The 25,599-nt window shown below is 60.6% G+C and carries 22 protein-coding genes and 1 tRNA gene; 12 read left to right on the forward strand and 11 right to left on the reverse strand.

Annotated elements, in window-relative coordinates; all coding sequences use genetic code 11:
• Window positions 1-336: 336 nt before the first annotated feature.
• Window positions 337-1,533 carry a Do family serine endopeptidase gene (locus tag KHP16_RS25560; RefSeq protein ID WP_109585145.1) on the reverse strand — a complete coding sequence of 399 codons (1,197 nt, stop codon included), beginning with the start codon at window positions 1,531-1,533 and terminating at the stop codon, window positions 337-339.
• Window positions 1,534-1,552: 19 nt separating this feature from the next.
• On the opposite strand from KHP16_RS25560, the gene KHP16_RS25565 reads away from it, so the two are divergent.
• Window positions 1,553-2,299 carry a Nif3-like dinuclear metal center hexameric protein gene (locus KHP16_RS25565; protein WP_109585146.1) on the forward strand — a complete coding sequence of 249 codons (747 nt, stop codon included), beginning with the start codon at window positions 1,553-1,555 and terminating at the stop codon, window positions 2,297-2,299.
• 25 nt (window positions 2,300-2,324) lie between these two features.
• On the opposite strand, the gene mscL is transcribed toward KHP16_RS25565, so the two are convergent.
• Window positions 2,325-2,762 (reverse strand): large conductance mechanosensitive channel protein MscL, encoded by a 438-nt coding sequence (mscL, locus tag KHP16_RS25570; protein WP_109585147.1) that lies wholly within the window; start codon window positions 2,760-2,762, stop codon window positions 2,325-2,327.
• 226 nt (window positions 2,763-2,988) lie between these two features.
• Here mscL and petA point away from each other — a divergent pair, with 226 nt between their 5' ends.
• The 6 genes from petA (at window position 2,989) to KHP16_RS25600 (ending at window position 7,354) form a co-directional block, all read left to right on the forward strand.
• Window positions 2,989-3,606, forward strand: a complete 618-nt coding sequence (petA, locus tag KHP16_RS25575) for a ubiquinol-cytochrome c reductase iron-sulfur subunit (RefSeq protein WP_109585148.1) — start codon at window positions 2,989-2,991, stop codon at window positions 3,604-3,606.
• 2 nt (window positions 3,607-3,608) lie between these two features.
• Entirely contained in the window at window positions 3,609-5,012 is a 1,404-nt protein-coding gene (locus tag KHP16_RS25580; RefSeq protein ID WP_115955518.1) for a cytochrome b, read from the forward strand.
• 40 nt (window positions 5,013-5,052) lie between these two features.
• Window positions 5,053-5,796 carry a cytochrome c1 gene (locus KHP16_RS25585; protein ID WP_109585150.1) on the forward strand — a complete coding sequence of 248 codons (744 nt, stop codon included), beginning with the start codon at window positions 5,053-5,055 and terminating at the stop codon, window positions 5,794-5,796.
• Window positions 5,797-6,069: 273 nt separating this feature from the next.
• Window positions 6,070-6,681: a glutathione S-transferase N-terminal domain-containing protein gene (locus KHP16_RS25590; protein WP_008643086.1), complete on the forward strand. Its 612-nt coding sequence runs from the start codon at window positions 6,070-6,072 to the stop codon at window positions 6,679-6,681.
• Window positions 6,682-6,732: 51 nt separating this feature from the next.
• Window positions 6,733-7,230, forward strand: coding sequence for a ClpXP protease specificity-enhancing factor (locus tag KHP16_RS25595; protein WP_115955516.1), 498 nt, complete (start codon window positions 6,733-6,735; stop codon window positions 7,228-7,230).
• 48 nt (window positions 7,231-7,278) lie between these two features.
• Window positions 7,279-7,354: transfer RNA gene (locus KHP16_RS25600), tRNA-Thr, on the forward strand.
• Between the two features lie 2,375 nt (window positions 7,355-9,729).
• Here KHP16_RS25600 and KHP16_RS25605 read toward each other — a convergent pair.
• From KHP16_RS25605 to KHP16_RS25620, 4 genes are all read right to left on the reverse strand, one after another.
• Complete coding sequence (locus KHP16_RS25605; RefSeq protein ID WP_211961391.1) at window positions 9,730-11,313, reverse strand: HNH endonuclease family protein; 1,584 nt, start codon at window positions 11,311-11,313, stop codon at window positions 9,730-9,732.
• A 254-nt stretch (window positions 11,314-11,567) separates the two neighbouring features.
• On the reverse strand, window positions 11,568-11,999 hold the full coding sequence (locus tag KHP16_RS25610; protein ID WP_280528152.1) for a very short patch repair endonuclease: 432 nt from the start codon (window positions 11,997-11,999) through the stop codon (window positions 11,568-11,570).
• Between the two features lie 4 nt (window positions 12,000-12,003).
• The gene (locus KHP16_RS25615) at window positions 12,004-12,825 is read right to left on the reverse strand and encodes an Eco29kI family restriction endonuclease (RefSeq protein ID WP_211961392.1); all 822 of its coding nucleotides are present in this window, start codon (window positions 12,823-12,825) and stop codon (window positions 12,004-12,006) included.
• A gap of 113 nt (window positions 12,826-12,938) precedes the next feature.
• Complete coding sequence (locus KHP16_RS25620; RefSeq protein WP_211961393.1) at window positions 12,939-14,096, reverse strand: DNA cytosine methyltransferase; 1,158 nt, start codon at window positions 14,094-14,096, stop codon at window positions 12,939-12,941.
• Between the two features lie 589 nt (window positions 14,097-14,685).
• Here KHP16_RS25620 and KHP16_RS25625 point away from each other — a divergent pair.
• The gene (locus tag KHP16_RS25625; protein ID WP_211961394.1) at window positions 14,686-15,390 is read left to right on the forward strand and encodes an Eco29kI family restriction endonuclease; all 705 of its coding nucleotides are present in this window, start codon (window positions 14,686-14,688) and stop codon (window positions 15,388-15,390) included.
• Between the two features lie 91 nt (window positions 15,391-15,481).
• Here the strand turns inward: KHP16_RS25625 and KHP16_RS25630 are convergent, their stop codons facing one another.
• Complete coding sequence (locus KHP16_RS25630) at window positions 15,482-16,384, reverse strand: HNH endonuclease (protein ID WP_211961395.1); 903 nt, start codon at window positions 16,382-16,384, stop codon at window positions 15,482-15,484.
• A gap of 500 nt (window positions 16,385-16,884) precedes the next feature.
• On the opposite strand from KHP16_RS25630, the gene KHP16_RS25635 reads away from it, so the two are divergent.
• Window positions 16,885-19,119: a phosphocholine-specific phospholipase C gene (locus KHP16_RS25635; protein WP_211961396.1), complete on the forward strand. Its 2,235-nt coding sequence runs from the start codon at window positions 16,885-16,887 to the stop codon at window positions 19,117-19,119.
• A 266-nt stretch (window positions 19,120-19,385) separates the two neighbouring features.
• Here the strand turns inward: KHP16_RS25635 and KHP16_RS25640 are convergent, their stop codons facing one another.
• Window positions 19,386-20,105, reverse strand: a complete 720-nt coding sequence (locus KHP16_RS25640) for an HAD family hydrolase (RefSeq protein ID WP_121492927.1) — start codon at window positions 20,103-20,105, stop codon at window positions 19,386-19,388.
• 82 nt (window positions 20,106-20,187) lie between these two features.
• On the opposite strand from KHP16_RS25640, the gene KHP16_RS28715 reads away from it, so the two are divergent.
• Together KHP16_RS28715 and KHP16_RS25650 are read left to right on the forward strand one after the other, a co-directional pair.
• Complete coding sequence (locus KHP16_RS28715; RefSeq protein WP_211961397.1) at window positions 20,188-20,439, forward strand: DUF535 family protein; 252 nt, start codon at window positions 20,188-20,190, stop codon at window positions 20,437-20,439.
• Between the two features lie 131 nt (window positions 20,440-20,570).
• On the forward strand, window positions 20,571-21,548 hold the full coding sequence (locus KHP16_RS25650; protein WP_211961398.1) for an endo alpha-1,4 polygalactosaminidase: 978 nt from the start codon (window positions 20,571-20,573) through the stop codon (window positions 21,546-21,548).
• Here KHP16_RS25650 and KHP16_RS25655 read toward each other — a convergent pair.
• Window positions 21,533-22,063: a M48 family metallopeptidase gene (locus KHP16_RS25655; protein WP_211961427.1), complete on the reverse strand. Its 531-nt coding sequence runs from the start codon at window positions 22,061-22,063 to the stop codon at window positions 21,533-21,535. The two genes, KHP16_RS25650 and KHP16_RS25655, sit on opposite strands and share 16 nt — an antisense overlap.
• Before the next feature lie 46 nt (window positions 22,064-22,109).
• Complete coding sequence (locus KHP16_RS25660; protein WP_109585170.1) at window positions 22,110-22,331, reverse strand: hypothetical protein; 222 nt, start codon at window positions 22,329-22,331, stop codon at window positions 22,110-22,112.
• A 134-nt stretch (window positions 22,332-22,465) separates the two neighbouring features.
• On the opposite strand from KHP16_RS25660, the gene ettA reads away from it, so the two are divergent.
• Entirely contained in the window at window positions 22,466-24,133 is a 1,668-nt protein-coding gene (ettA, locus tag KHP16_RS25665; RefSeq protein WP_211961399.1) for an energy-dependent translational throttle protein EttA, read from the forward strand.
• A 31-nt stretch (window positions 24,134-24,164) separates the two neighbouring features.
• Here the strand turns inward: ettA and KHP16_RS25670 are convergent, their stop codons facing one another.
• On the reverse strand, window positions 24,165-25,298 hold the full coding sequence (locus tag KHP16_RS25670) for a metallophosphoesterase (RefSeq protein ID WP_211961428.1): 1,134 nt from the start codon (window positions 25,296-25,298) through the stop codon (window positions 24,165-24,167).
• Between the last annotated feature and the right edge of the window lie 301 nt (window positions 25,299-25,599).

Genomic DNA, 25,599 nt, shown 5'->3' on the forward strand with positions numbered 1-25,599 from the left:
GGCCCGGCCCGGCCCAGCCCGGCCCAGCCCAGCCCAGCCCAGCCCAGCCCAGCCCAGCCCAGCCCGGCCCAGCCCGGCCAAGCCCAGCCCGGCCCGGCCAAGCCAGCCGAGCCAGCCCGGTCAGCCCGGTCAGCCCGGTCAGCCCGGTCAGCCCCGGTCAGCCCCGGTCAGCTTGGCCAGCCCGGTCCGGCCCGGCACGGGCAGGGGCAGGGGCAGGGGCAGGGGCAGGGGCAGGGGCAGGGGGTGTCGGCAAGGCAGGGGCCGTGGGACAGCCCGCAGCAGGCAAAAAAAAGCCAGGACGCTGGGTCCTGGCTTTTCATTCACCGCTGAGGGCAATCAATCCGGTTCATCCAACGGCAACGCACGCCGCGGCGGCGGCGGCCGTTTGCCGATGGTTACCGCGACGTCCACCGGTTTGCTCCGGCGCATCACCTTCATCTTGATCTCCGCCCCCGGCTTCAGCTGCGCAATCGAGTTCAGCAACGCCGTGGTATCGGTAATGGACTGGTTATCGACCGACACCAGCACATCCCCGGGCCTGACCCCAGCCTTGTCGGCGGGCCCGCCCTGAACGACCGCGGCAATCAACGCCCCTTCCTTCGCATCGAGCCCAAACGACTCTGCAATCTCGGGGGTCATGTCCTGCGGCTCCACGCCAATCCACCCGCGCGTCACGCTGCCAGTGGAGATGATCGACTCCATCACCTGCTTGGCGGTAGACACCGGAATCGCAAAGCCAATCCCCAGCGACCCACCCGACCGCGAATAGATCGCGGTGTTGATGCCCAGCAGATTGCCCTGCGCATCCACCAGCGCCCCACCCGAGTTGCCAGGGTTGATCGCCGCATCGGTCTGGATAAAGTTCTCGAAGGTGTTGATCCCGAGATGGCTGCGGCCTAACGCGGAGACGATACCCATCGTCACGGTCTGGCCAACGCCGAACGGATTCCCGATGGCGAGCACCACATCGCCCACCTTGACGTTCTCGAGCCGGCCGAGCGTAATGGCAGGCAGATCCTTGAGCGTCACCTTGAGCACCGCGAGATCGGTCTCAGGGTCCGAGCCCACCACCTTGGCGTTGGCCTTGCGGCCATCGGTCAGCGCGACCTCGATCTCATCGGCGCCGTCCACCACGTGGTGGTTGGTTAGAATGTAGCCCTCCGCGCTGACGATCACGCCGGAACCGAGGCTCGAGACCGGCTCCTGCCGCTGCTCGGGCGGACGATCGCCGAAGAAGAAGCGGAACCACGGGTCTTCCGACTGCGGATTGCGGGAACGCTTGGAGCCGTTCTTGCTCGTGAAAATATTGACGACGGCCGGCATGGCCAGTCTTGCCGCGTCGCTGTAGGAACCTTCGGCAGCGCTGCCGGCGACATTAGGCACGACTTCCTTCAGTGCCACGATCGGCGAGCCGGACTGCACGGCGACGCGCCCACGCTGCAGCCACTCGGGTTTCAGTGTGGCGACGACGAACCACACGGCCAGCACAACGGTGACAGCCTGCGCGAAGAACAGCCAGAAGCGGCGCAACATATCGGAGATTGGACGAGGAATGGAAACAAAAGAGTTTGAATTGTACTTGAACGATCTGCTGGAAGTTCCCCGTTTCAAGGACTATTGCCCGAACGGATTGCAGGTACAGGGTCGGCCCGAGATCACCCACATCGTCACGGGTGTGACGGCAAGCCTCGCGCTGCTCGACGCGGCGATCGAAGCCGGTGCCGATGCGATCCTCGTCCATCATGGCTACTTCTGGAAGAACGAAGATGCGCGCGTGATCGGACAAAAGCACGCGCGGCTCAAGCGGCTGCTGAGTGCCGACGTGAACCTGTTCGCCTATCACCTGCCGCTGGACAACCATCCCGAGCTCGGCAACAACGCGCAGCTGGCCGCGCAACTGGGCATCTCGCCGACCGGCCGGTTCTCCGACGATCAGCTCGGCTGGACCGGCACGCTACCCTGGCCGATGACGCTGCGCGAGTTCGCCGCGCACGTGGCGGGCGTGCTCCAGCGCGAACCGCTCGCGCTCGGCGATCCGGAGAAGGTCGTGCGCAACGTGGGCTGGTGCACTGGCGGCGCGCAGGGCTACTTCGATGCGGCGGTCGCCGCGGGCGTGGACGTGTATGTGAGCGGCGAGGTGTCGGAGCAGACCACGCATCTCGCGCGCGAGAGCGGCGTGGCGTACCTCGCGGCGGGCCACCACGCCACCGAGCGCTACGGCATCCGCGCACTCGGGGAGCATCTGGCGCAGCAGTTCGCGCTGCGCCATACCTTCATCGACATCCCGAACCCCGTCTGAGCAGGGCAGGGCGGAGGCGCGGATCTTACTGGGGACGCGCCTTCAGGCTGTCGCGGATCTCGCGCAGCAGGACGATGTCCTCGGGCGTCGCGGCGGCCGGCTTCGGTTCCTCCTCATGCTTGGCGCGCATCTTGTTGAAGGCGCGGACCATCATGAAGATGATGAAGGCCAGGATGATGAAGTTGACGACGATGGTCAGGAAATTGCCATACGCGAAAACGGGCACGCCCGCTTTTTTCAAAGCGTCGAGCGTGTAAGGCGTGTTGGGCGGCGGGTCGGCAAGCACGATGAACATCCCCGAGAAGTCCAGCTTGCCTACGATCCGGCCGACGATCGGCATGATCAGATCGTTGACCACGGAGTCCACGATCTTGCCGAAAGCCGCGCCAATAATGACACCGACGGCAAGGTCGATGACATTGCCGCGCATCGCGAACGTTCTGAACTCTTGCATCATGCTCATGCGTTTTCTCCTTCTTTGTAGCTGCCGAGAGCTGGTGAGTTGGCGTTCCGAAGTCATCAAGACTGCCGGAGGACACTCGCCGATGCAAGTCCCGAACCAGCTATCGCAAGCCCATGACCGATAATCGACCAATAACCTATAGGTAGTTCGCCTATCGCCGCCAGATGTGCCTCAGGTATAATTTTTGGTTGACGCAAGATCAAATTGACATCCCCTGGGGTTTGGAATGAGTGACCAGCAGAACGTGAATAACGTGGACAAAGGTCGCCGCAATTGGTTGATCGCGACATCCGTCGCGGGCGGCGTAGGAGGCGTGGCAGTAGCAGTTCCTTTCGTCAGTACCTTTGCACCCTCGGAGAAAGCCAAGGCCGCCGGCGCACCGGTGGAGGCTGACATCGGCGGACTCAAGCCCGGCGAGATGATGACCGTCGAATGGCGAGGCAAGCCGGTCTGGATTCTTCGCCGAACCCCGGAGATGCTTGCATCGCTCAAGAAGACCGATGCCGAAGTCGCCGATCCCAATTCCGACGTGCCCTTCACGATGAAGACGCCGGAATACTGCAAGAACGAAACGCGTTCCCGCGAGGACCACAAGGATCTGCTGGTCGTCGTCGGTATCTGCTCGCACCTCGGGTGCTCGCCTTCCGGTCCGTTCGCGGCCGGCTCCAATCCCCAGCTGGGCGCCGACCCGGGCTTTCTGTGCCCGTGCCACGGTTCCACCTTCGACCTCGCCGGCCGCGTGTTCAAGAACAAGCCGGCGCCGCAGAATCTTGACGTCCCCCCGTACCAGTTCCTCACCGACACCAAGATCGTGATCGGCAAGGACGAGAAAGGAGAAGCGTGACCATGGCGGCCGAAAAAGAAGTCAAGACAACTGGCCTGCTGGGCTGGATCGACGCCCGCTTCCCCGCCACGCAACTCTGGGAAGACCACCTCTCGAAGTACTACGCACCGAAGAACTTCAACTTCTGGTACTTCTTCGGCTCGCTCGCGCTGCTGGTGCTCGTCATCCAGATCGTGACGGGCATCTTCCTCGTGATGAACTACAAGCCGGACGGCACGCTGAACGCCGCGGGCATTCCGGTGGCGTTCGCCAGCGTGGAGTTCATCATGCGCGAGGTGCCATCGGGCTGGCTCATCCGCTATATGCACTCGACGGGCGCGTCCGCGTTCTTCGTCGTGGTGTACCTGCACATGTTCCGCGGCCTGCTGTATGGCTCGTATCGCAAGCCGCGCGAGCTGGTCTGGATCTTCGGCTGCCTGATCTTCCTGTGCCTGATGGCGGAGGCCTTCATGGGCTATCTGCTGCCGTGGGGCCAGATGTCGTACTGGGGCGCGCAGGTGATCGTGAACCTGTTCTCGGCGATTCCCGTGATCGGCCAGGACCTGTCGCTGTTCATCCGCGGTGACTACGTGGTGAGCGATGCCACGCTGAACCGGTTCTTCTCGTTCCACGTGATCGCGGTCCCGCTGGTTCTGCTCGGCCTGGTGGTCGCGCACATCATCGCGCTGCACGAAGTGGGCTCGAACAACCCGGACGGCGTCGAGATCAAGGCGAAGAAGGACGAGAACGGCGTGCCGCTCGATGGCATCCCGTTCCATCCGTACTACTCGGTGCACGACCTGATGGGCGTGACCGGCTTCCTGATGATCTTCTCGGCGGTGATCTTCTTCTTCCCCGAGGTGGGCGGCTACTTCCTGGAAGCGAACAACTTCTTCCCGGCGGATCCGCTCAAGACGCCGCCGCACATCGCACCGGTGTGGTACTTCACGCCGTTCTACTCGATGCTGCGTGCCACGACGTCGAACTTCCTGCCGATCCTGTGGCTGTTCTTCGCGGTCGTGCTGGGCATGGTGATCCTGCGCAGCAAGGACATCCGCGTGAAGATCGGTTCGATCCTGATCCTCGTGATCCTGGCGCTCGGCTTCTGGACGATCGACGCGAAGTTCTGGGGCGTGCTGGTGATGGGCGGCTCGGTGATCGTGCTGTTCTTCATGCCGTGGCTCGACTGCTCGCCGGTCAAGTCGATCCGCTATCGTCCCTCGTTCCACAAGACGATCCTGATTGTCTTCGTGGTGGTGTTCCTGGTCCTCGGCTACCTCGGCGTGCAACCGCCGTCGCCGGTCGGTGAGAAGGTGTCGCAGCTCGGTACGCTGCTGTACTTCGCCTTCTTCCTGACCATGCCGCTGTGGAGCCGCGCCGGTACGTTCAAGCCGGTGCCGGAGCGCGTCACGTTCCACGCCCATTGAGCGTCGCGCGCCATTCCCGACAAGAGGACAAGGACACAAGATGAAAAAGCTGCTTTCGATTCTCGCACTGGTCGGCGCCTGCTTCGCGACCGTGCCCGCCATGGCGTCCGAGGGAGGGTACCCCCTCGAGCCTGCACCGCTCGACGTCAGCGACATGTCGTCGATCCAGCGTGGCGCCAAGCTGTTCGTCAACTACTGCCTGAACTGCCACAGCGCATCGATGATGCGCTACAACCGGCTTCGCGATATCGGCCTGTCGGACGAGCAGATCCAGCAGAACCTGTTGTTTTCCGCGGACAAGGTGGGCGAACTGATGACGATCGCGATGCCGCCGAAGGATGCCAAGGCGTTCTTTGGCGTGCAGCCGCCGGATCTGTCGGTGATCTCTCGCGCCCGCGGCAACGACTGGCTCTACACGTACCTGCGCACGTTCTACCGTGACGACTCGCGCGCCACGGGCTGGAACAACCTGGTGTTCCCGAACGTCGGCATGCCGCACGTCCTGTATGAACTGCAGGGCCAGCGCACGGCGAAGTTCGCCGAGGTGGAAGAGCATGGCGAGAAGGTGCACAAGTTCGCCGGCTTCGAGCAAGTCACCCCGGGCAAGCTGAACACGCAGGCCTACGATCAGGCCGTGGCCGACCTGGTCAATTACCTGAACTGGATGTCCGAGCCCGCGCAGAACCATCGCAAGCGCCTGGGCGTCTGGGTGCTGCTGTTCCTCGGCGTGCTGACGGTCTTCGCATGGCGCCTGAATGCGGCGTACTGGAAAGACATCAAGTAATTTGTAACAAAAACGCCCGATCATGAGAGGGGCCGGCGCAGGGGTTGCCAGAGGCAGCAACGCGTCGGCCCTTGTTTCATGCGGCTTGCGGGGAGCTCAGTGCCCTCGGGCGCACGTCGGCTATTTGTAACTTATTTGCTTTTCAATGGGCCGTTCTGACAGAATGTTTGCCCTGTCCGAACTAGCGCTGCCCGGTTCGCCGGTCCGAAGCAAAAGCGTCTCTGCCGAGGCGCTTTTTTCGGTCGTCCGAACCCCCACCCAAGGAATCCAACCATGATGGTGTTGTATTCGGGAACGACTTGCCCGTTTTCCCAACGTTGCCGCCTTGTCCTCTTCGAGAAGGGCATGGACTTCGAAATCCGCGACGTGGATCTGTTCAACAAGCCCGAAGACATCTCGGTGATGAACCCGTACGGCCAGGTCCCCATCCTGGTCGAACGCGATCTGATCCTGTACGAATCGAACATCATCAACGAGTACATCGACGAGCGCTTTCCGCACCCGCAGCTGATGCCGGCCGACCCGGTCCAGCGCGCGCGCGCCCGCCTGTTCCTGTTCAACTTCGAGAAGGAGTTGTTCACGCACGTGTACGTGCTCGAGAACGAGAAGGGCAAGGCCGCCGAGAAGAACCACGAACGCGCCCGCGCGGCGATCCGCGACCGCCTGACGCAACTCGCGCCGATCTTCGTCAAGAACAAGTACATGCTCGGCGAAGAGTTCTCGATGCTGGACGTGGCGATCGCGCCGCTGCTCTGGCGCCTGGACCACTACGGCATCGAACTGTCGAAGAACGCCGCGCCGCTGCTCAAGTACGCGGAACGGATCTTCAGCCGTCCGGCCTATATCGAAGCACTGACCCCGTCCGAAAAGGTGATGCGTCGCTAAGACGCGGCATCGGCGGCAACGCCAGAAGGATGGACGCCACCAAGCGAATCAATGTCTGAAACTTCCACCAAGCCCTACCTGATCCGCGCCATCTACGAATGGTGCACCGATAACGGCTTCACGCCGTATATCGCGGTCTTCGTCGACGCCAACACCAGCGTCCCGCGCGAGTTCGTGAAGAACAACGAAATCGTGCTGAACGTGAGCTTCGACGCGACCAGCGGCCTGGACATGGGCAACGAGTGGATTACGTTCAGCGCCCGCTTCGGTGGCGTGTCGCGCAAGATCGATGTGCCGGTAGAAAACGTACTGGCCATCTACGCGCGCGAAAACGGCCAGGGCATGGCCTTCCCGGTAGAGCGTAGCGTCCCGGAAACGCAGGCGCTGACCGAGCGAGAAACCAACCCGCCGCCGAAGCTCGCGCCGGTGGAATCCACGGAATCCGCAGCTTCGGAAGCATCGGAAACCGTAGAGTCCGACGACGACCCGACCCCACCGCCCGTGCCCCGCATCGGCGGCAAGAAGCCTTCGCTGAAGGTCGTCAAATAGGGTTTTTCTTTGGCGACCGCATGCGATAGAATCGCGGTCTCCACACATGCCGGCTTAGCTCATCAGGTAGAGCAGTTGATTTGTAATCATCAGGTGGCGGGTTCGAGTCCTGCAGCCGGCACCAAGGTTTTTTGAAGGAAAGGCCACGCGAATGCGTGGCCTTTTTGTTTTGCAGATGACGAAAAGCGAAGTTTAGGTACAGTATTGACGCTTCCTAATGTTCGACGACTGGGACTCGCGCGCTGTTCGCAGTCAGAGGGCGATCTAATTCTCCGTGACCACAACCCCCGCACCTAACGCCACACTATTCGATGTCTTCACCCTTCCGGGGTTTGTCGCATACATCAGCGACCATCTCATAGAATCGATTGCATTGTTTGCCACGTTAGCGGCAGCACTTAGCTATGCAGTGGGCCGATCGTATTTGGACGGCTGGGCCCAAGCAGCAGGAATCCCGCCATCTCTTTTTCAATCCGATGTGCATGAGGCCATCCTCACCGGCGTAAAGCTCCGCAGAGTCTGGCTGAGTGCGTGCGTTGGCATCGGGCTCGGACTAGTTCTGAGCGCTGTGGCCCCGAAGTGGTGGGCGACCAGGCGTCGCGGCTGGACATTGCGCGACAAAGCTATCCGGATGGTGCGAGCCAGAGGCTGGGGGCAGCGTGGACTACGCTTTCGTCTTGCCGGGCAAGCCTACTTGTTCCGAAATGATTCGGATGAAGCGAGGATGATCGAGTATCGCCGCCGGCAAGCACTAGGGCCTCGCCGCGTCCGCATGCCGAAGAGCACGCACCAGCGAAGTCTTCTGTACGTGACCATGGCGGTAGTCCTATTGGCCGGCAGCATGAGCTGTGTGTTCTTGGCGTTCTACAAACTTCTCGACAGTTCGTTCATCGGCCCCGCGCGGCAGGAGGGCATAAACCGCTATGCCAAAGTCTATTTGGCTGTGACGGGTCGTCTTCCTTATCAGTTTGGCCTCAACCCACTTTCTGCAAGTGAGCAGAGCGAGTGGGCGTGCGAAGGTCGTTCAATTCTCTCTGAGTACCGTGCTGTAGACCTAGCTCCGGACGTTGGTGCTGCTGAGCCGCCTCAGACGTTCTACGTAATACAGGGCACCGACAAACTCTTTGTGTTGCTAGGGGAGAAAGGGTCAGTACTGAGGTCGTTTGGGGATGGGCCCTTTGTTCTGCAAGAGTCGTCCACACGCTTGTACTCGCGCATTGCGAAAGACTGTTGAAGTCACCAAAGAAGCCTTTCAAGAAACGCCGATAGCGCATGCCAGGTCAGCGTTATGTTCGTTCCCTGAAGCAACCATGTATAGGTTGTTGTAGTGAGGTGGGACAGAATGAAGCCGCTATCCTTCGAGAACGTCAAGTCCGTCGGTCGAGATCGTCATCGCGAAGCTCGCCGATATGACAGGTCAGACGTCGTCCTCAATAGTGTCGAGGGTCCGCGCGCTGAAAGACGACGTGCTTCGCCTTCGCGTGTTGTCAGATGGACATGACCGTACCTTGCCATTGAGCTTCGTCTCGACCCTCATTGGCAACACCGAGAAGCTGCTTAGGGCGGCAGCCTGCACGGTGCTCCGACCGCGGACCCACCATGACCGACTCAATCCTCGGGAGGCGACGCAGTTCGTGGATGCTGCGCTTTAGTCTGGCTGAAGAGGGTAGCTTCTCCCTGATGGTCGCTTGTCCGCTTCACGCAATGCAGGGACAAGGCGCTGTAGAGCTCGACCACAGTAATGAGCCCCTTGTTCGACAGGTAACACTGTCCTTGCATGGCGCGCTATCCCAGCTGACTTCTGCGATCGAGCGAAATGAGCTGGATCGACTGGTCGATGAACTAAAAAGCTCACCTACTCCGCTAGTGTCGTCGAATCTTTGTGAAGCCTTCTCGGCAATGCACGAGGAGAGAGTAGACAACTCGCTGGATGTGGCCATCGACTGGTCATTGCTCAGAACCGTCACCGCCCGTGCTGCAACTCGAACCATCCGCAGCGGGACTACTTCTCCCGCATCGAAGCGGTGCGGCGAGAATTGCGGCCTCTGGTATTCCATAAAGAGCAAACGTTCATCGGCACAGTCGAGCGCCTCGAGGGGAAGATGGGCTCAGATGGGCGGCGTGCCGGCGACATGGTGCTGTCGAAGGAGAGGCGGTCCGCGTGAGGGTAACGCTTTCCGCTGATGACTACGAGCGGGCCGGGCTGGCGCATATGCGCAATGGCGCTTGCGTGCGCGTGGTGGGACCTCTTGGACTTGGGCGCCAGCCTCGGCGGCTGACTCACCTGACGAGGTTCGAGTTGCTGAGTGAGAAATAGAAAACCCGATCGTGCTTGCGCAGAGGATCGGGCCGTATTGGTCGGTAGTGTATGTCGCGTCGTCGGCGGATAACGGTCTATTACCGTAACGTTTGACTCCAATCAAGTGCGACCAGCCTTGCCTCTTGGGCAACGCGCCCTACCGTGCGGCAATCTTTCACATAATGTGGGCGCTCACGGATCTATCCGATGGTTGCGGGGTCAGGAATAACAGGGATTGGCTCTCGCAACTGTGCGTAGTGCTCTTTGAATCCGTGGTTACAGAATCGATGAGTGAGTTGCGCGTTGTCTGGGCCGGAGTGCCCACCGTCGACTCGACGTTGGATATGATCATCGCTTGCATGTACCATGACAAGACGGGCCTTGCAAATCGCACAACGCCGTGCAGATTCGAGGCTGGCGCGGATTCGCGCTGCACTACGCGTTTCCTTCCAATTTTCGACTTTCGTCTCGTTATTCGTTTCTCCGCCCGCTACCGCAAATAGGATCTCGGAGATTTCTCTTTCCGTCTTACCGGCCTTAAGTCCTTCGAAAATCTGGCGCAGAAGCCTTTGGATGGGTTCTAAGCTGCGCTTCCAACCGCCGTAGCGGCTCAGAATTTGCTGTCCGGGTGCGTTCTTTCCGATCAAGTACTCTTCGAGCTGAGCCCGGTGGAGAGTGAATGTTGACAGCTCATTTTTCTGCAGCAAATCTTGAACAAATGATACGACTGCTAGGAACATGCTAGGACGGTGATTTCCGGTCGTCCCCCAGAAATAGACCGCAGGATGAAGGCTGAGCGAAGCAGGCTCATTGCCCGCAACATACTTCACAACACCCCAGACCTTAGAAAGTACGCGAAGTGTCTGGCTACCATCGACATCCGGATCCATGTTATCCGTCTTGCCCTTCACTCCAGCAACGATGTTTACCAGCTCGAGCGCCAAACGCAATCCATTCGCAGTCTGCGCTAGGCCGGCAGGTTGGAGCTCGGTGTGCGTGTGTGGTTGAGCGTTCTCGGGCTCGAAGATGGCGTCATAAATGTTCTTCGCGTATCTCTCGATCTCGACGACATGCGCAGGGTCAAAGTCGCCCCAGTAGGCGTGACCGCGACCCGCACTGACTAGCGCTCGCGCCGCAACGATAGTGGGTGCCTTCCTTTCGACGATCATATAGCGCTCAGTAGGATCGATTTCCACAGAACGCTGATTGATGTCTAAAAAAGACTGAAGTGCTACATCTGCATCACCAACTACCCATTGCGTTTCGACAGGTTGAGCAATATTTGTACTCCATTCCAGTTGCTCCTCCGTGCGGTTAGGCAGAAGCGTAAGCTTTTGGAGTTCCGCATACTCTAGCCCTTCAGCTTTAATTTTTTCGCGGCACTTTTGTGCGGCAATCAGCTGTGACTTTGGAATTTGATGTTTGAAAAAAGCCTGTGAAATCGGGCCATCTCCATAATCATCGTTCACCCATGCGACAAATACACTAAGGCGATGCGCGCCATCGATGACGAAGGTTGTGCCGTCTGCGGACCAGAGGATGACCGCCGGGATCAAATGGCCATTCCGGAAACTGCGGACCAGCGAAACTACGTTGTCTACATCCCAATCATTTGTTTCGCGCTGGAATAGCGGCTTACGTAGTAAGCCGTAGAAGTGCCGACCGACTGCAAGTTCCGTAACTTGGATTACGCCTTTACTTGCTTTTGGTTTCTTTGCCTCTACGTCGTCTCGTGGGATGAGCGCGTCCAGGTTGACAATCTCCTTCTGCCTCGTAGCCACCATTGCTCCTATTCGTTATAAACGAGGTAGATATTACAATGTTTCCATATTTGTTGTTTGGTCACTCAGCGACACCGTAGATGCCTCGATCTTTTCTTCAATCTAGCTAAACGGACGATTCGAGACATCGGTGGAGAGCGGAGAGCCCGAGAGCAGAATTACGCGCGGCGAGAAGGCGCGATGTATGGGATAAAAAAGGGATCTGCGAAGGCTGCGGCACGATGGGACGGCAAATCGATTCGCAGTGGCTTACGATATTAGGCTGGCGGCCGCCGTTCAAGTCGTCTCACGCCGTTGATCTGTTCGACTAGGGAGGCAATGCGGGCGGGATCCGCAGTCTCACATTCCCATATCACCATTACCGTCCAGCCCAGCGATTCTAGTTCCGCAGTGTTACGGCGATCCCGTGTCACATTACCTGAGAGTTTCGGCTCCCAGAAATCTAGTTTGGTTTTCGGAAGGCGAGCTCGGACGCAACCCTGGTGTCGGTGCCAAAAGCAGCCGTGAACGAACAAGGCGATGCGCCTGCTTGGGAAGACTAAATCGGGGGTTCCGGGTAACCGCCGATCATGCAGCCTGAATCGTAACCCGGCGGCGTGAAGAGCTCTTCGCACCCGCATTTCTGGCTTCGTATCCCGCGAACGCACCAGCGACATCTGTGCACTGCGTGCGGGATCGACGTTTGCCATGCGCTTACTCTGATGGAACGTTTGCGATAGCTAGTGCAATCGCCTCGTCATCATCGACGGCCTCGCCCGGCATGATCGCAGCGTTCTGGGCAAAGGCAGCTAAAAATTGCCTGACGATACGCGAACGGCTTCGATGAGGCGGATACATTTTGAAGTGTGCGTCGATACGACTGATGATCGTGCCCTGCGACATCTTGTCCATCAACGTCTCCGCCATTGCCCACGGCCGGCCGGGATGCATGACGTCCCATGGAGAACGCTTGTTCGCCCGAGTCTCGGCGGCGTCGCCGTGCTTGTTAATCCCCCAACAAATTTGGGAATCGTTATTCCAGATGGGCTGGAACATACCGATCAGATGCCTCTCGGCGACCAACTGTGCATTCGTCGCGCAGACAAGTCGCCTGCAAAGGAAGTCTTCAATCCGCAATGGATGTGGCAGTAGGTTCTTCTCGGCATACTCACCAACTGTCCGGATCATGCGCCGATGGTCGGCGAGCCTGCCGTACAGTTGTGGGCCTTGTTCCCGAGAGGTTCGGGCGTCGGCGCTCTTCGGGTCGGCTTTCCCGACGTAAATTGGGGTCTCGGAGCCCGATACAGCGGCATAAGCGGGATGGTCCCCCCGGTAATAGATCGCATAGACGCCAGAACCGTACGTGCGCGCGATACGAGCGAGGGGAACCTTATCCTGAGCGATTAGCGCGAGCGCAACCAAGCGGCCAGCGGTGTCGGGATCGGCTGGATCAAACGATGATCCCGGATCTTTGATGGGATCGAGCTCTGCTCGCGCCTCCTCGATCTCGACTATGACCCCGAGCAGTTCGGCCATGGCCCTGCTCGCGGCTGGGCGCGAAAGGGTGGGCAACAGCAGTTTTACCGCCGCAAGTCGGTCGCGCAACTCATTGATCAACGCCCGCTCTCGGCGAAGAGGTCTGTTCTGCATTAGGCAGCGGCGGGTGTCTCGTTACCTCGTTCGATCGCAGTGGAGATCCAGGTCCCGATTGCCTCCGCAAGCTGCGCTGGAACTGCGTTGCCGATTTGCCGCATGCTTTCCGTCCAGGAGCGAGGAAATAGATAGTTGTCCGGCAGTCCTTGAAGGCGCGCTGCTTCACGGATCGTGAAGTACCTTACAGAGCCGTCGTCCCGGACCATCATGTTCTCGCCGCCTGGCACACCATGGTCGCCAGCTTTCAGCGCTTTTGCAGGTTGGTCCAGCGGACTACCGGTGTGGCCGGGATACACGCGCGCGCCATCTTGAAATACGTGGTTCGCCTCGCCATTTGGCTCACCGAGCGTCCGAAGAGCGTCACGCACAGTCACCCATGGGCGTCCAGCTGGCGCCTCCTTCTGCGATCTCAACTGTTTCACCAACGTGCGATCGGTACTGAGAATCGCCCCATCGTCCGGCTGGGATAGACCATGATTCCTCCAATAGTCACCAGTCACCCATTGATCCCAAAGCAAACGCTCGCGCGAGTGAGTGGGTACTGGAGGCTCCAATTCCAAGTTGAGGTCAGAGCGAAGACCGGCCACGATTACGCGATGCCTCTTCTGCGGAGCTCCATAGTCCGCGGCATTAACCTGCACCACCAGGACCTTGTACTGCGATGGCAGGTTGCATGCTTCAAGACGATCCGTATGTTCGAGATGTGACTCCTCTGGTCCGCGCGCAAGCTCTGGGTGGTGCAGATGCGCGATGATCCAACGAAGGTAGTGTTTGAATGTCGGGCGGACGAGTCCGCGAACATTCTCGAACACAAAGGCTCGAGGGGAAATTTCGCGCACGGCTCGTATTGCTTCGGGCCACATGTCACGAGAGTCTTCTTGCCCGCGATGTTTTCCACCGATAGAGAACGGCTGGCATGGCGGGCCACCGGCAACGAGTTCAACGTCATTGAACTTATGCCAGTTAACGTGAAGCACGTCTTCAGCTTTCTCAATGGGCCATTCGCTGACATGTTTGATCCGGCGCCTCCGGTTGTGAAGGACCGTTGCGACCGCATCGGCATCTCGCTCAACCATGAATCGATGGTGGAAGCCCGCGCGCGACAAGCCCAACGCCAAACCGCCACATCCGCTGAAAAGTTCGACACTATGCATGTCGTTGTCCTTCTGTTTGTAGGTCGAGAGGAAGCTGGCCGCCGTTCGCTTGTTTAATGAGCCGCTCGGCGGCGCGCCGCACGAGCCAAGCGATTGCTACACCGTTCTCACTTGCGATCCTCTCTAGTTCCGCGTACTGAGTTCGACTCAACGTCGTCGTCACCCTCACGGCATCTCGGCCATCTCGTCCCACAACTGCTCCTTCCGCGGCATCTTGCTGCATTTCGCTGCACCGAATTTTGCCGCTGTCCCACCATGAGCACAAGGCCTCTTGGGATGGGCGGACCAGACATGATTGTGTGAGATGAAATAACTGTATAAATATACAGTATCTCTCCGAGCGAGTGTTGTGCCAAAAGCACGGTCGCGCGGCCGCATCGGAGCTGAGTGCGAGCCGATGCAGCGTGGCGGGGTGGACGTGCTTACGGGGGACGATTGATCGGCACGCGAATCGCCTCAATACACTAGAATGTGCTCGCTATTACAGTTATGACTAATTCGTCGTTCTCTTCGGGAACGTGTCGAGTCGTCGACGGATGGAACCGCTTGAGTTGGATGCACAAGCAGGATTTGGCCCGTCGACGGCCCAATGACGGACGCCATGTACATTCAATCCGAGCTGATTCCGCAGACTCAAGAGCCTTACAATCCCTTAGCCAAATCCAATCTAGGGGAGAGTGTCGCCAACGCGTTGCTACGTGTGCCAGTGCACGCACTGAGGGACACCAGGCATCTAGTTGGGGCAGGCGTTTACGCGATTTACTATGTCGGCAGCTTTGACGCTTATGCCCCGATTGCGGACCGCAATAAGAGCAACAGCTTTTTGCAGCCGATCTACGTGGGCAAGGCGGTTCCTAAGGGGGCACGCAAAGGCGGGATGGGTTTGGATGCTGGAGAGGGGTATGCTCTGCGCTCCAGATTGAGCCAGCATGCGGCATCCATCAACGAGGCCGACAATCTCGATCTTGCCGATTTCTACTATCGAGCGCTCACGGTCGATGACGTTTGGATTCCTTTAGGCGAAAACGTCACCATTGAAAAGTATCAGCCTCTTTGGAACCGCGTGCTCGATGGTTTTGGGAACAAGACCCCAGGTGCTCGGCGTGCGACGCAATACCGATCATTATGGGATGCGCTCCACCCGGGGCGCAAGTTTGTGCAGAAGCTGGCCTTGCCAGAACATCCAATGTCGGTGACAGCAATCGAAAACCGCATCGCGGATTTTTTTGCTGGAAAGCTTTCGGAATCTGAGAAGCTCGGCGGCGCGGAAGACGCCGACGACGAGGGCTCCTGATTTCCTGGCGAGCTGGTCGCGTGCCGCTCGGAAATCTTATGGAGACGCCGCAACCGGTTCCCGACTGCGGCGGTGACATGGAACGGGATCGTCAACTGGTGGCTTTCCGCACAAGGCGTGAAACATCTTCGACGCTAAGCCAAGAGCGCGATGAGTGCACGACGCGATGGCAGTTTGCGCAGAGCATGGCTAGGTCTTCGACCCGCGTGACCTCTCCCTCGGCAATCGTGTGTAGCGGCTTCGTATGGTGAACTTCTATCATTCCCTTGCCACGCACACCGTACGTCTTCTCAAAGTCAAAACCGCAAGCCTCGCAGAACAGCCGGCCATGTATTTTCAGCGCGTTGGCTTTGGCTTTTTTGACCAGTGCGCGATTGCGTTCTCGCACCTGATGCACTCTCGTGAGGAGGCGGCCTTCTTTCGCCTCCGTCAGCCAGTGGTCCTCGGAAGCATGTAGGTCCGTAGTGCCTACGTACTGGCGAACGGCGGATCGGATCGAGTCACAGACGGCGGAAAGTTCGTCGGGGTCATCGGCAAACTCCGCCCACACGACTTCTTCGTCTGCATTTCCTCCTTTCAAGCCCGTCTTCCCGTCTTTGGTGTAAACAGGATCGAAGCGACGAAAATTCATCATCTTCATATATACCCCATTGGGATTACGGTAGGTGTCTCCGCCTCTTGCGCCCAACACTTTGCCAATGTCGCGCAGGACTTGGGAGAGTTCCGCCACCTCTTTGCTGTGCTTTCCCGGGGGAGAGCCGGGACGCTGCAAATAGAGTTGCAGTGCCAGGATCAATTCGTCGCGCGACCAATTGGGATTTCGGGGATTTCGTACTTTCTTTCTCGATGGCAGGGATAACTCCGTCGCTCGATCCTTGATCGCGCGCGCTACTGCTTCATTAAGTTGTCCATTCTGTTCTAACGTCCGCTCGAGCTTGTGAAGCTTTGCTGTGCTAGAAGCGTTGACAATCTCGCGACCTAACTTTTCATCCATACCTGCCACACCCATCGTCTTCGGCTCATTTTTATTATTCGCCCGCTTGTTTCCACCAAGCTAAGTCGAATTCGGAAAACTCCGATCGAAATCCTAAGACGTTTCCGACACGCTGTGACTCCCCCTTGTCACATTGACGTAGCCCATCAATCACGCCCCTGTCACAACCCCTCCCTAAACTCCACCCCGCCTCAACATGTCCTTCCCATAAAACATTCCAATCCGATTGGCCTGATCAATCGCCCGACGCCATGCTTGCCCGTCCTTCTCTCAAAACATTGCTCGCCTCGTTGCTCGTGACTGCGGCGCTGGCTGCCTGCGGTGGTGATGATTCGCCGTCCGCGCCGGCGAATCCGAGTCAGCCGAATCCGCCGACGACGGGGCAACCCGCGCCTTCCAAGAGCTGCGCGCCGGATTGATCTGATGGCGGACTACGGAAAACCGTACCCACCGCTGCGCTTCTCGCCCTCTCCCCGTAATTTCTCGTACGAGACCGAGCAATGAATTCACGTCGTAACTTTCTGAAGGCGGCCGCCGGTACTGGCTTGTCCGCCGCCGCGCTGGCCGCTTTTCCGCCGAGCATTCGCAAGGCGCTGGCCATTCCCGCCAATAACGCCACCGGCACGATCAAGGACGTTGAGCATGTCGTGATCCTGATGCAGGAGAACCGCTCCTTCGATCAGTACTTCGGCACGCTGCCTGGCGTTCGGGGGTTTGGGGATCGGATGACCATTCCGATGGTCAATGGGCGCAAGGTTTGGCAGCAGGCGCGGGCTAATGGCACGCTGGTCACGCCTTACTACCTCGACAGCACGGCCAATAACGCGCAGCGTGTTTCCGGGACGCCGCACTCGTGGGCCGACTCGCAGAATGCGTGGGATTCGGGACGCATGAGCAACTGGCCGCAGTACAAGACGGACGCCTCCATGGGTTACTTCAAGGAGAAGGAGATTCCGTTTCACTTCGCGCTGGCGAATGCCTTTACCTTGTGCGATTCGTACCACTGTTCGATGCATACCGGCACCGATGCCAATCGGTCGTTCCATCTGACCGGTACCAACGGTCCGACGGCCCAGAACGTGTCGTATGTCGTCAACGAGTGGGACTACATCGATGGGCTACCGGCCTCCGCCAACACCGGCTACACGTGGAAGACCTACGCCGAGCGTCTCGAGGAAGCTGGCGTGAACTGGATCTGCTACCAGAACATGCCGGACGAGTGGGGCGACAACATGCTCGGCGCGTTCCAGCAGTTTCGTCGGGCCAATCTGGCATCCGGCTATCCCGTGGCCAGTGGTGGGTCGCCGAATTCGCCTTATGCCAACACCGGGCAGGCGCTACCTTACAAGGCGTACGACGCTGCTACCGACAATCCCGGTAATCCGCTGTACAAGGGCATTGCCAATACGCTGCCGGGCACCACGCCGGACACGTATCTCGATGCGTTCAAGCGCGATATCGCTGCGGGCAAGCTGCCGCAGGTGAGCTGGGTCAGCGCGCCGTCGATCTATTGCGAACACCCGGGGCCGTCGAGCCCTGTGCAGGGCGGCTGGTTCATTCAGGAGATTCTCGATGCCCTGACGGCGAACCCCGAGGTCTGGAGCAAGACCGTTCTGCTCGTTAACTACGACGAGAATGATGGCTACTTCGATCACGTGCCTTCGCCCTCGGCGCCGTCGCGCAATCCGGACAACACGCTCGCGGGCAAGTCGACGCTCTCCGCAGCCGACATGAAGTACGAGTACTACGACTTTCCCGCGCCGGATGGCAGCACGAACCAGCCCGCTCGCGATGGCAAGGTGTTCGGTCCCGGTCCGCGCGTGCCGATGTTCGTGATCTCGCCGTGGAGCCGCGGTGGCTGGGTCAACTCGCAGGTGTTCGATCACACCTCCGTGCTGCGATTCCTCGAGACGCGCTTTGGGGTGAAGGAGCCGAACATTTCGCCGTTCCGTCGTGCCGTCTGCGGGGATCTGACCAGCGCGTTCAACTTTGCTACGCCGAATGCTCAGTCGGTGCCGACGCTTGGCGGGCATAGCACGCGTAGTGCTGCCGATACCTTGCGTAACGCTCAGGCTGCGCTACCTGCCGTACCGGTGCCGGCGGATATGAAGCTGCCTCCGCAGCCTTCCGGTACGCGCCCTTCGCGGGCGTTGCCGTACGAGTTGCATACGACGGCGCATGCCAACAGCCTCGGGACCGTTGAGCTTGTGTTCGCCAACTCCGGCAAGCAGGGTGCGGTGTTCCACGTCTACGATCGGCTCAATCTGTCTCGGCTGCCGCGTCGCTATGTGGTGGAGGCGGGCAAGACGCTGGCCGATACGTGGAATGCGCGCGCTGACAACCTTGGGATGTATGACCTTTGGGTGTTGGGGCCTAACGGTTACCACCGTCACTTCAAGGGCGATCTGAATCGTGTCGTCGCGAAGGTTGGGCCCGAGATTCGGGTCTGCTATGACACCAATGGCGATGTGTATGTCGACCTGAAGAATGGTGGCACGGTGGCTTGCACATTTACCGTTGCCCCCCTGGCTTATCGCAACGAGGGGCCGATGCAGGTGGTGGTCGCGCCTGGTGCGGTGGTGACGCGGCAGTGGTCGCTGGCGGACAGCGGGCACTGGTATGACTTTGCTGTGCTCTGCGATAGCGATGCGGCGTTCTATCGGCGGTTCGCTGGGCGGGTGGAGAATGGGCAGGATACGGTGAGTGATCCGGCGATGGGGAATGTTTCGGCTTGATTGGGCCGCGCCCTTTCCCCGCTGAGAGGGCCCTCTCCCCGAGGGAGAGGGGAGAAAACAATAGGCTTCACTTTCACCCTCTCCCCCGGCCCCTCTCCCTCAAGGGAGAGGGGAGAGAACCATTGGTGAGTAGAGCGGGCCTCGGACTCGTGTCACCGCGCGGGGGAGAAAGCGGCGAGAGACCCCTCCCCCCGGCTTCCCTCCCCAAGGCACCGACGGAACGATCATCGGGTCGGCGCCTCTCCCGCGAGAGGGCGCAAGCAGACCTATTGCTCTTCCAACGCCCGGCATAGTGCCGTGAGGTCGGACACGATCAGGTGCGGGGCCGGTGTCGTCCTTTCCCACTTCGCGGGCTCGGCCGTAGCGCCGACTTCGCCGCGTACCACCCATGCCGCATGCATGCCCGCGCTCATCGCGCCGACGACATCCAGGTCCGCGTCGTCGCCGACATGCAGGATGCGTTCGGGCGCCACGCCGACCGCTTCCGCCGCGGCGTGGAAGATCGCGGCGTCGGGTTTGCCGCTGCCGAAGGTTTGCGCGCTGAACGCGGCCTTGAAGTATTCGTGGCCGCCGGTGACCTGCAGATTGGCGTTGCCGTTCGAGATCGCCACCAGCGGATACCTCGCACTCAGCCATTGCAGCGCGGGCATCGCGTCCTCGTAGAACGCCACTCGTTGGCGGGCGGCGAAGAAGATGTCATACGCCGCCTCCGCCATGGCGATGTCTTCCTCCGCGTGCTCCAACGCCCAGCGGATCGAGCCCAGTCGCAACGCGCGCATGTCATGCGCGAGGTCGGGGCGTTCCTCCTGAAATCGGATACGTAATTCACGCAGCGACTGCGGCGTCGTCAGCGTGCGGGCCGTGCCCGGGGCGTTCGTGATCAGCCAGTCGTGGAGCGCCTGCTCCGCGGCGAGGACGGCTGGCAGGAAGGGCCACAGCGTGTCGTCGAGGTCGAGGGAGATGGCGGCGATGTGTTTCAGGGACATGGGGCAGTCGGCGCCGGTAAGCACGGCACCGTGGTGTGAAGCGAACAGGCAATCGCGAGTGTAAACGTTTGAGCGATACCCGATGGAAAGGCCGCCCGGGCTCCCCGGAGGGGTTGCACGTCTCACCATTGCACAGAAGCTCGGGTACGGCCTCGAGACGAACCTGCCCCGTAAGCCGATCGAGGACGTGCCGTCGCACAAGCGCGCTCAGTATCGGCGGCGCTATGCGTTGGAACAGGAGCTGGAAGATTCGGTGCGAGAAGTGCTTGTTACGTCTGGTTACATTGAGAAGACGCACGTTGTTGCATTCTCGCCGCAACGCGCCGCGGCTTAAGTTCGCTGCCGCACATTCCGTAAGACGTCCAATACATAATCGATCCCCAAATACATTGACGACCCGGCCCGCGATCCGTGCGGACGACAGGACGGGCACTCACTATTCGGGGCTGTTACTGAAGGGGCGTTATGTTTGGCAAATTGGCAAGCCAGGCCTTCGTGTGCCTGCTGGGAGCGAGCGTCAGCACCGCGCTGACCGCGTGCGGGGGTGGCGGGGATGACAACGGCGGATCGACGGTGCGCGTGAGCGACAGCTCGGCGGGAACGTCCGGGACGACGTCCGGCACAACCAGCGGCCGTGGCAATACGGGTAACGGGACGAGCGGCACCGCCAACACCGGTAATACCGCCAACACCGGTAACGCCGGCACGCAGCCCACGACCTCGCGCTGGGCGCCGCAGCTCGGCGATACGTGGCAGCTGCAATTACAGGGCACCGCGAACATCAACTACAACGCGGCCGTGTTCGACGTCGATATGTACGACACGCCGCAGGCGACCATCAATCTGCTCAAGTCGCAGGGCAAGCGCGTCGTGTGCTATTTCTCCGCGGGCAGCAGCGAGAACTGGCGTGCGGATTTCTCGCAGTTCCAGCCGAGCGACATGGGCAATGGTCTCTCGGGCTGGCCCGGCGAGCGTTGGCTCGATACGCGCTCGGCGAACGTGCGCGCGATCATGGCGGCGCGGATGGATATGGCGAAGGCCAAGGGTTGCGATGGTGTCGATACGGACAACGTCGATGGCTATACCAACAACACGGGCCTGCCGCTGACGGCCGCGACGCAGCTCGACTACAACCGCTATCTGGCCGCGCAGGCCCATGCGCGCGGCATGGCCATCGGGCTCAAGAACGACGTGGACCAGGTCTCGCAGCTCGCGTCCGACTTCGATTTCGCGGTCAACGAGCAGTGCTTCCAGTACAACGAGTGCGGGGTGTATGCCGCGTTCACCACGCAGGGCAAGCCGGTGTTTCAGGTGGAGTACGACACGAAGTACAAGGTCGATGCGACGCGCGCGGCGTTGTGCTCCTCGGCGCGGGCGCTGAATCTGCGGACGCTGGTGCTGCCGCTGAACCTCGACGACGCCTACCGCTACAGCTGCGACTGAGCGGGTGAGGGCGTTGCGTCCTTGCTCTGCGCCGCTTCGAGTTCGCGCCACGCCAGATACAGGCGGGTGTCGAACTCGAGCTGATGGTATTGCGGCTCCATGTGCTCGCAGAGCCGATAGAACGCCTTGTTGTGATCGCTCTCCTTCAGATGAGCGAGTTCATGCACGACGATCATGCGCAGAAACTCCGGCGGCGCGTCCTTGAACAGCGACGCGACGCGGATCTCCTTCTTGGCCTTGAGCTTCCCACCCTGCACGCGAGAGATCGCGGTATGCAGCCCCAGCGCATGCTGCGCGGTATCGAGCCGCGCGTCGTAGCCGACCTTGTGCAGAGGCGGCGCGCTGCGCAGATATTCCTGCTTGAGCTCGGTGGTGTAGTCGTAGAGCGCGCGGTCCGTCTGCACCGTATGCCGCTGGGGATACCGCCGCGCGATATGCTCGCCGAGCTTACCGGCGGCCGCCATCGCGCGCACCTGGTCGAGCACGTTCGCGGGATATCCCCCGAGAAAACGCATCGGATCCTTCGCGGCAGGGCGCCAGACTTCAGTCACCGGCCGATGCTCAATGGTGGTGGTGATGGTGGTGCATCCAGCTATTGTCGAGCGAGTTCACGAATGACTCGACGGCGTCCTTGTCGCCCGTGGCATGGCGCATCATCTCGCCGCACTTGCAGAACCCCTGATAGGGCGTGATATGCGAGCAGGCGGAGGTCTTTTGCAGATAGAGGGTGACGGGCTTCGTGCACTTCTTGCACTTGAACTTCAGGGTCAGGGCGGGCTTCATTGGGCGTGTCGTGGCTATGCGGATCGGAATCCGAGGGCCGTATTGTAATGGGGCCGGGCGATCGCCGATGCAAGGGCGCTTCACGGTCCGCCTGCTACACTTCGCCCATTGCAATTCCACCCAATACCGCTGCCATGGCTCAGTACGTTTTCACCATGAATCGCGTGGGCAAGATCGTTCCGCCCAAGCGTCACATTCTCAAGGACATTTCGCTGTCGTTCTTCCCCGGTGCCAAGATTGGCGTGCTGGGTTTGAATGGCTCGGGGAAGTCCACGCTGCTGAAGATCATGGCGGGGCTGGATCAGGAGATCGAGGGGGAGGCCACACCGATGCCGAACCTCAATATCGGCTATCTGTCGCAGGAGCCCGAGCTCGATCCCGAGCAGACCGTTCGCGAGTCCGTGGAAGCGGCGCTCGGCGGCGTGTTCGAAGCGCGGAAGAAGCTCGATGAGATCTACGCCGCGTATGCCGAGCCCGATGCGGACTTCGATGCGCTGGCGGCCGAGCAGGCCAAGTACGAGGCGATTCTGTCCGCCAGCGATGGCAACAATGCCGAGCTGCAGCTCGACATCGCCGCCGACGCGCTGCGTCTGCCGGCGTGGGATGCCAAGGTCGGCAACCTGTCCGGCGGTGAGAAGCGCCGCGTCGCGCTGTGCCGGCTGCTGCTGTCGCGTCCCGACATGCTGCTGCTCGACGAACCGACCAACCACCTGGACGCCGAGTCCGTCGATTGGCTCGAGCAGTTCCTCACGCGCTTCCCCGGTACCGTGGTCGCCGTGACCCACGATCGCTACTTCCTCGACAACGCCGCCGAGTGGATTCTCGAACTCGACCGTGGCCATGGCATTCCCTGGAAGGGCAACTACAGCTCGTGGCTGGATCAGAAGGAAAACCGCCTGAAGCAGGAAGAGGCGAGCGAGTCCGCGCGGCAGAAGGCCCTGCAGAAGGAACTGGAGTGGGTGCGCCAGAACCCGAAGGGTCGTCAGGCCAAGTCGAAGGCGCGTCTGGCGCGGTTCGACGAGCTGAACAGCCAGGAATACCAGAAGCGCAACGAGACGCAGGAAATCTTCATTCCGGTCGGCGAGCGTCTCGGTAACGAAGTCATCGAGTTCGATGGCGTGAGCAAGGCGTATGGCGATCGCCTGCTGATCGACAACCTGAGCTTCAAGGTGCCGCCGGGCGCGATCGTCGGCATCATCGGCCCCAACGGCGCCGGCAAGTCGACGTTCTTCCGCATGATCACGGGCAAGGAAAAGCCGGACAGCGGCGAGATCAAGATCGGGCCGACCGTGAAGCTCGCGTACGTGGACCAGAGCCGCGATGCGCTCGACGGCAGCAAGACCGTGTTCGAGGAAATCTCGGGCGGCGCCGACGTGCTGACCGTGGGCCGCTACGAAACGCCGTCGCGCGCCTATATCGGCCGCTTCAACTTCAAGGGCGGCGACCAGCAGAAGCAGGTGGGTACGCTGTCGGGCGGTGAACGTGGCCGTCTGCACATGGCCAAGACGCTGATCGCCGGCGGCAACGTGCTGCTGCTGGATGAGCCGTCGAATGACCTCGACGTGGAAACGCTGCGCGCGCTGGAAGATGCGCTGCTCGAGTTCGCGGGCTGCGTGATGGTGATCTCCCACGATCGCTGGTTCCTCGACCGGATCGCCACGCACATCCTCGCTTTCGAAGGCGATTCGCACGTGGAGTTCTTCGCGGGCAACTATCAGGAGTACGAGGCGGACAAGAAGCGCCGCCTTGGCGAGGAAGCGGCCAAGCCGAAGCGGATCCGCTACAAGCCCATCACGCGTTGATGGCGCATTGATGGCGCATCACGGTGCGCGCTCAGGCTGCAACGAGCCGCACCCTGGTGATCTCCGATGGGGCGCCGAATCGTTTCGGCGGTCCCCAGTATCCGGTGCCCCGGCTGACGTAGATCCACATCCGCTCATGCCGCCGCAGACCGTGCACATACGGCTGCTGCATCGGCACGAACAAATTCCATGGCCAGAACTGGCCGCCATGCGTGTGTCCCGATAGTTGCAGGTCGAACCCCGCGGCCGCCGCTGCCGGCGCGCTGCGCGGCTGATGGGCCAGCAGCACGCGCACCGCCGCGTTGACCGGCGCCCCCGCCAGCGCGCGTACGGGGTCGCTGCGATGGCTCGGGATAAAACTCCCCGCCGTGAAATCCGTCACACCACCGAGCACCAGCGACGCGCCGTCGCGTTCCACCACCACATGCTCGTTCAGCAGGACGCGCAGGCCGATGCGCCGCAACTCCTCGATCCATGCTTCCGCCCCCGCGTAGTACTCGTGATTGCCAGTGACCACGAAGGTGCCGTGACGCGACGCCAGCCGTCCGAGCGGCGCCGTGTGTCGAGACAGGTCGCGCACGCTGCCATCGACGAGGTCCCCCGTAATGGCCACGGCATCCGCATCGAGGCTGTTTACGCGATCGACGATGCGGTCGATGTACGGGCCCTTGATCGTCGGCCCCACGTGGATGTCGCTGATCTGCGCGATGGTGAAGCCGTTGAACGCGGCGGGCAGTCCGGCCACGGGCACGTCGACCTCGACCACCTTTGCCACGCCACGCGCATTGAAGAACCCGATCGCGCTGACGACGAACGCCAGTACGGGCGGCACGACCGCGCTGGTCGCGACGAGCGAAGGTGTATGCCAGCCGGCCAGCATCGCCACGAGCAGGAAGATGTCGCGCAGGAACGTGAGCACCAGTAGCGACGAGAACAAGCCCATCGCCGACATGCCGATCCAGCTGATACGGTCCGCCCAGGGCGGCTCGTAGCGGCGCGCGCGCATGCCGGCGGGTACCAGCAGCGCGGAGATCGCGAGGAAGATCGCAAATGCGATCTTGATGGCCATCGCGCCGGGCAGGTCCGGCACGAGCCGGACACCGATATAGGTGTGGAGCAGGATCGGGGTCAGCGCGGAGAACAGAATCGCGCGGCGCGGACGCATGGAACTCATGGTGTTTCCACGGGAGGAGACATCTCGCTGAAATGAGGCCGGATGTGGAGGGCTTCAAGGGGTGTGTGCGCGGCGTGTGCGATGTCGCTCGGCGCGCACTTCGGTGTGCACCGGTTTGGCGCGGAAGCGAGCTGAGGGAACGGCGGGTAAGCGTGGGAAAGCGAGGCGATGTGCGGAAATTCCGATGGGATCTGAAGTTTTTTATGCGGGATTGTTCCGGAATGCGCGCTAATTTAGAGTGAAGCACCGTTCATGGAGCGCGAACCCGTATGCAACGCCTTCTCCTCCGTTG

Origin of the sequence: Cupriavidus plantarum, from assembly GCF_905397285.1 — a bacterium.
In the GTDB taxonomy this organism is placed as follows: domain Bacteria; phylum Pseudomonadota; class Gammaproteobacteria; order Burkholderiales; family Burkholderiaceae; genus Cupriavidus; species Cupriavidus plantarum.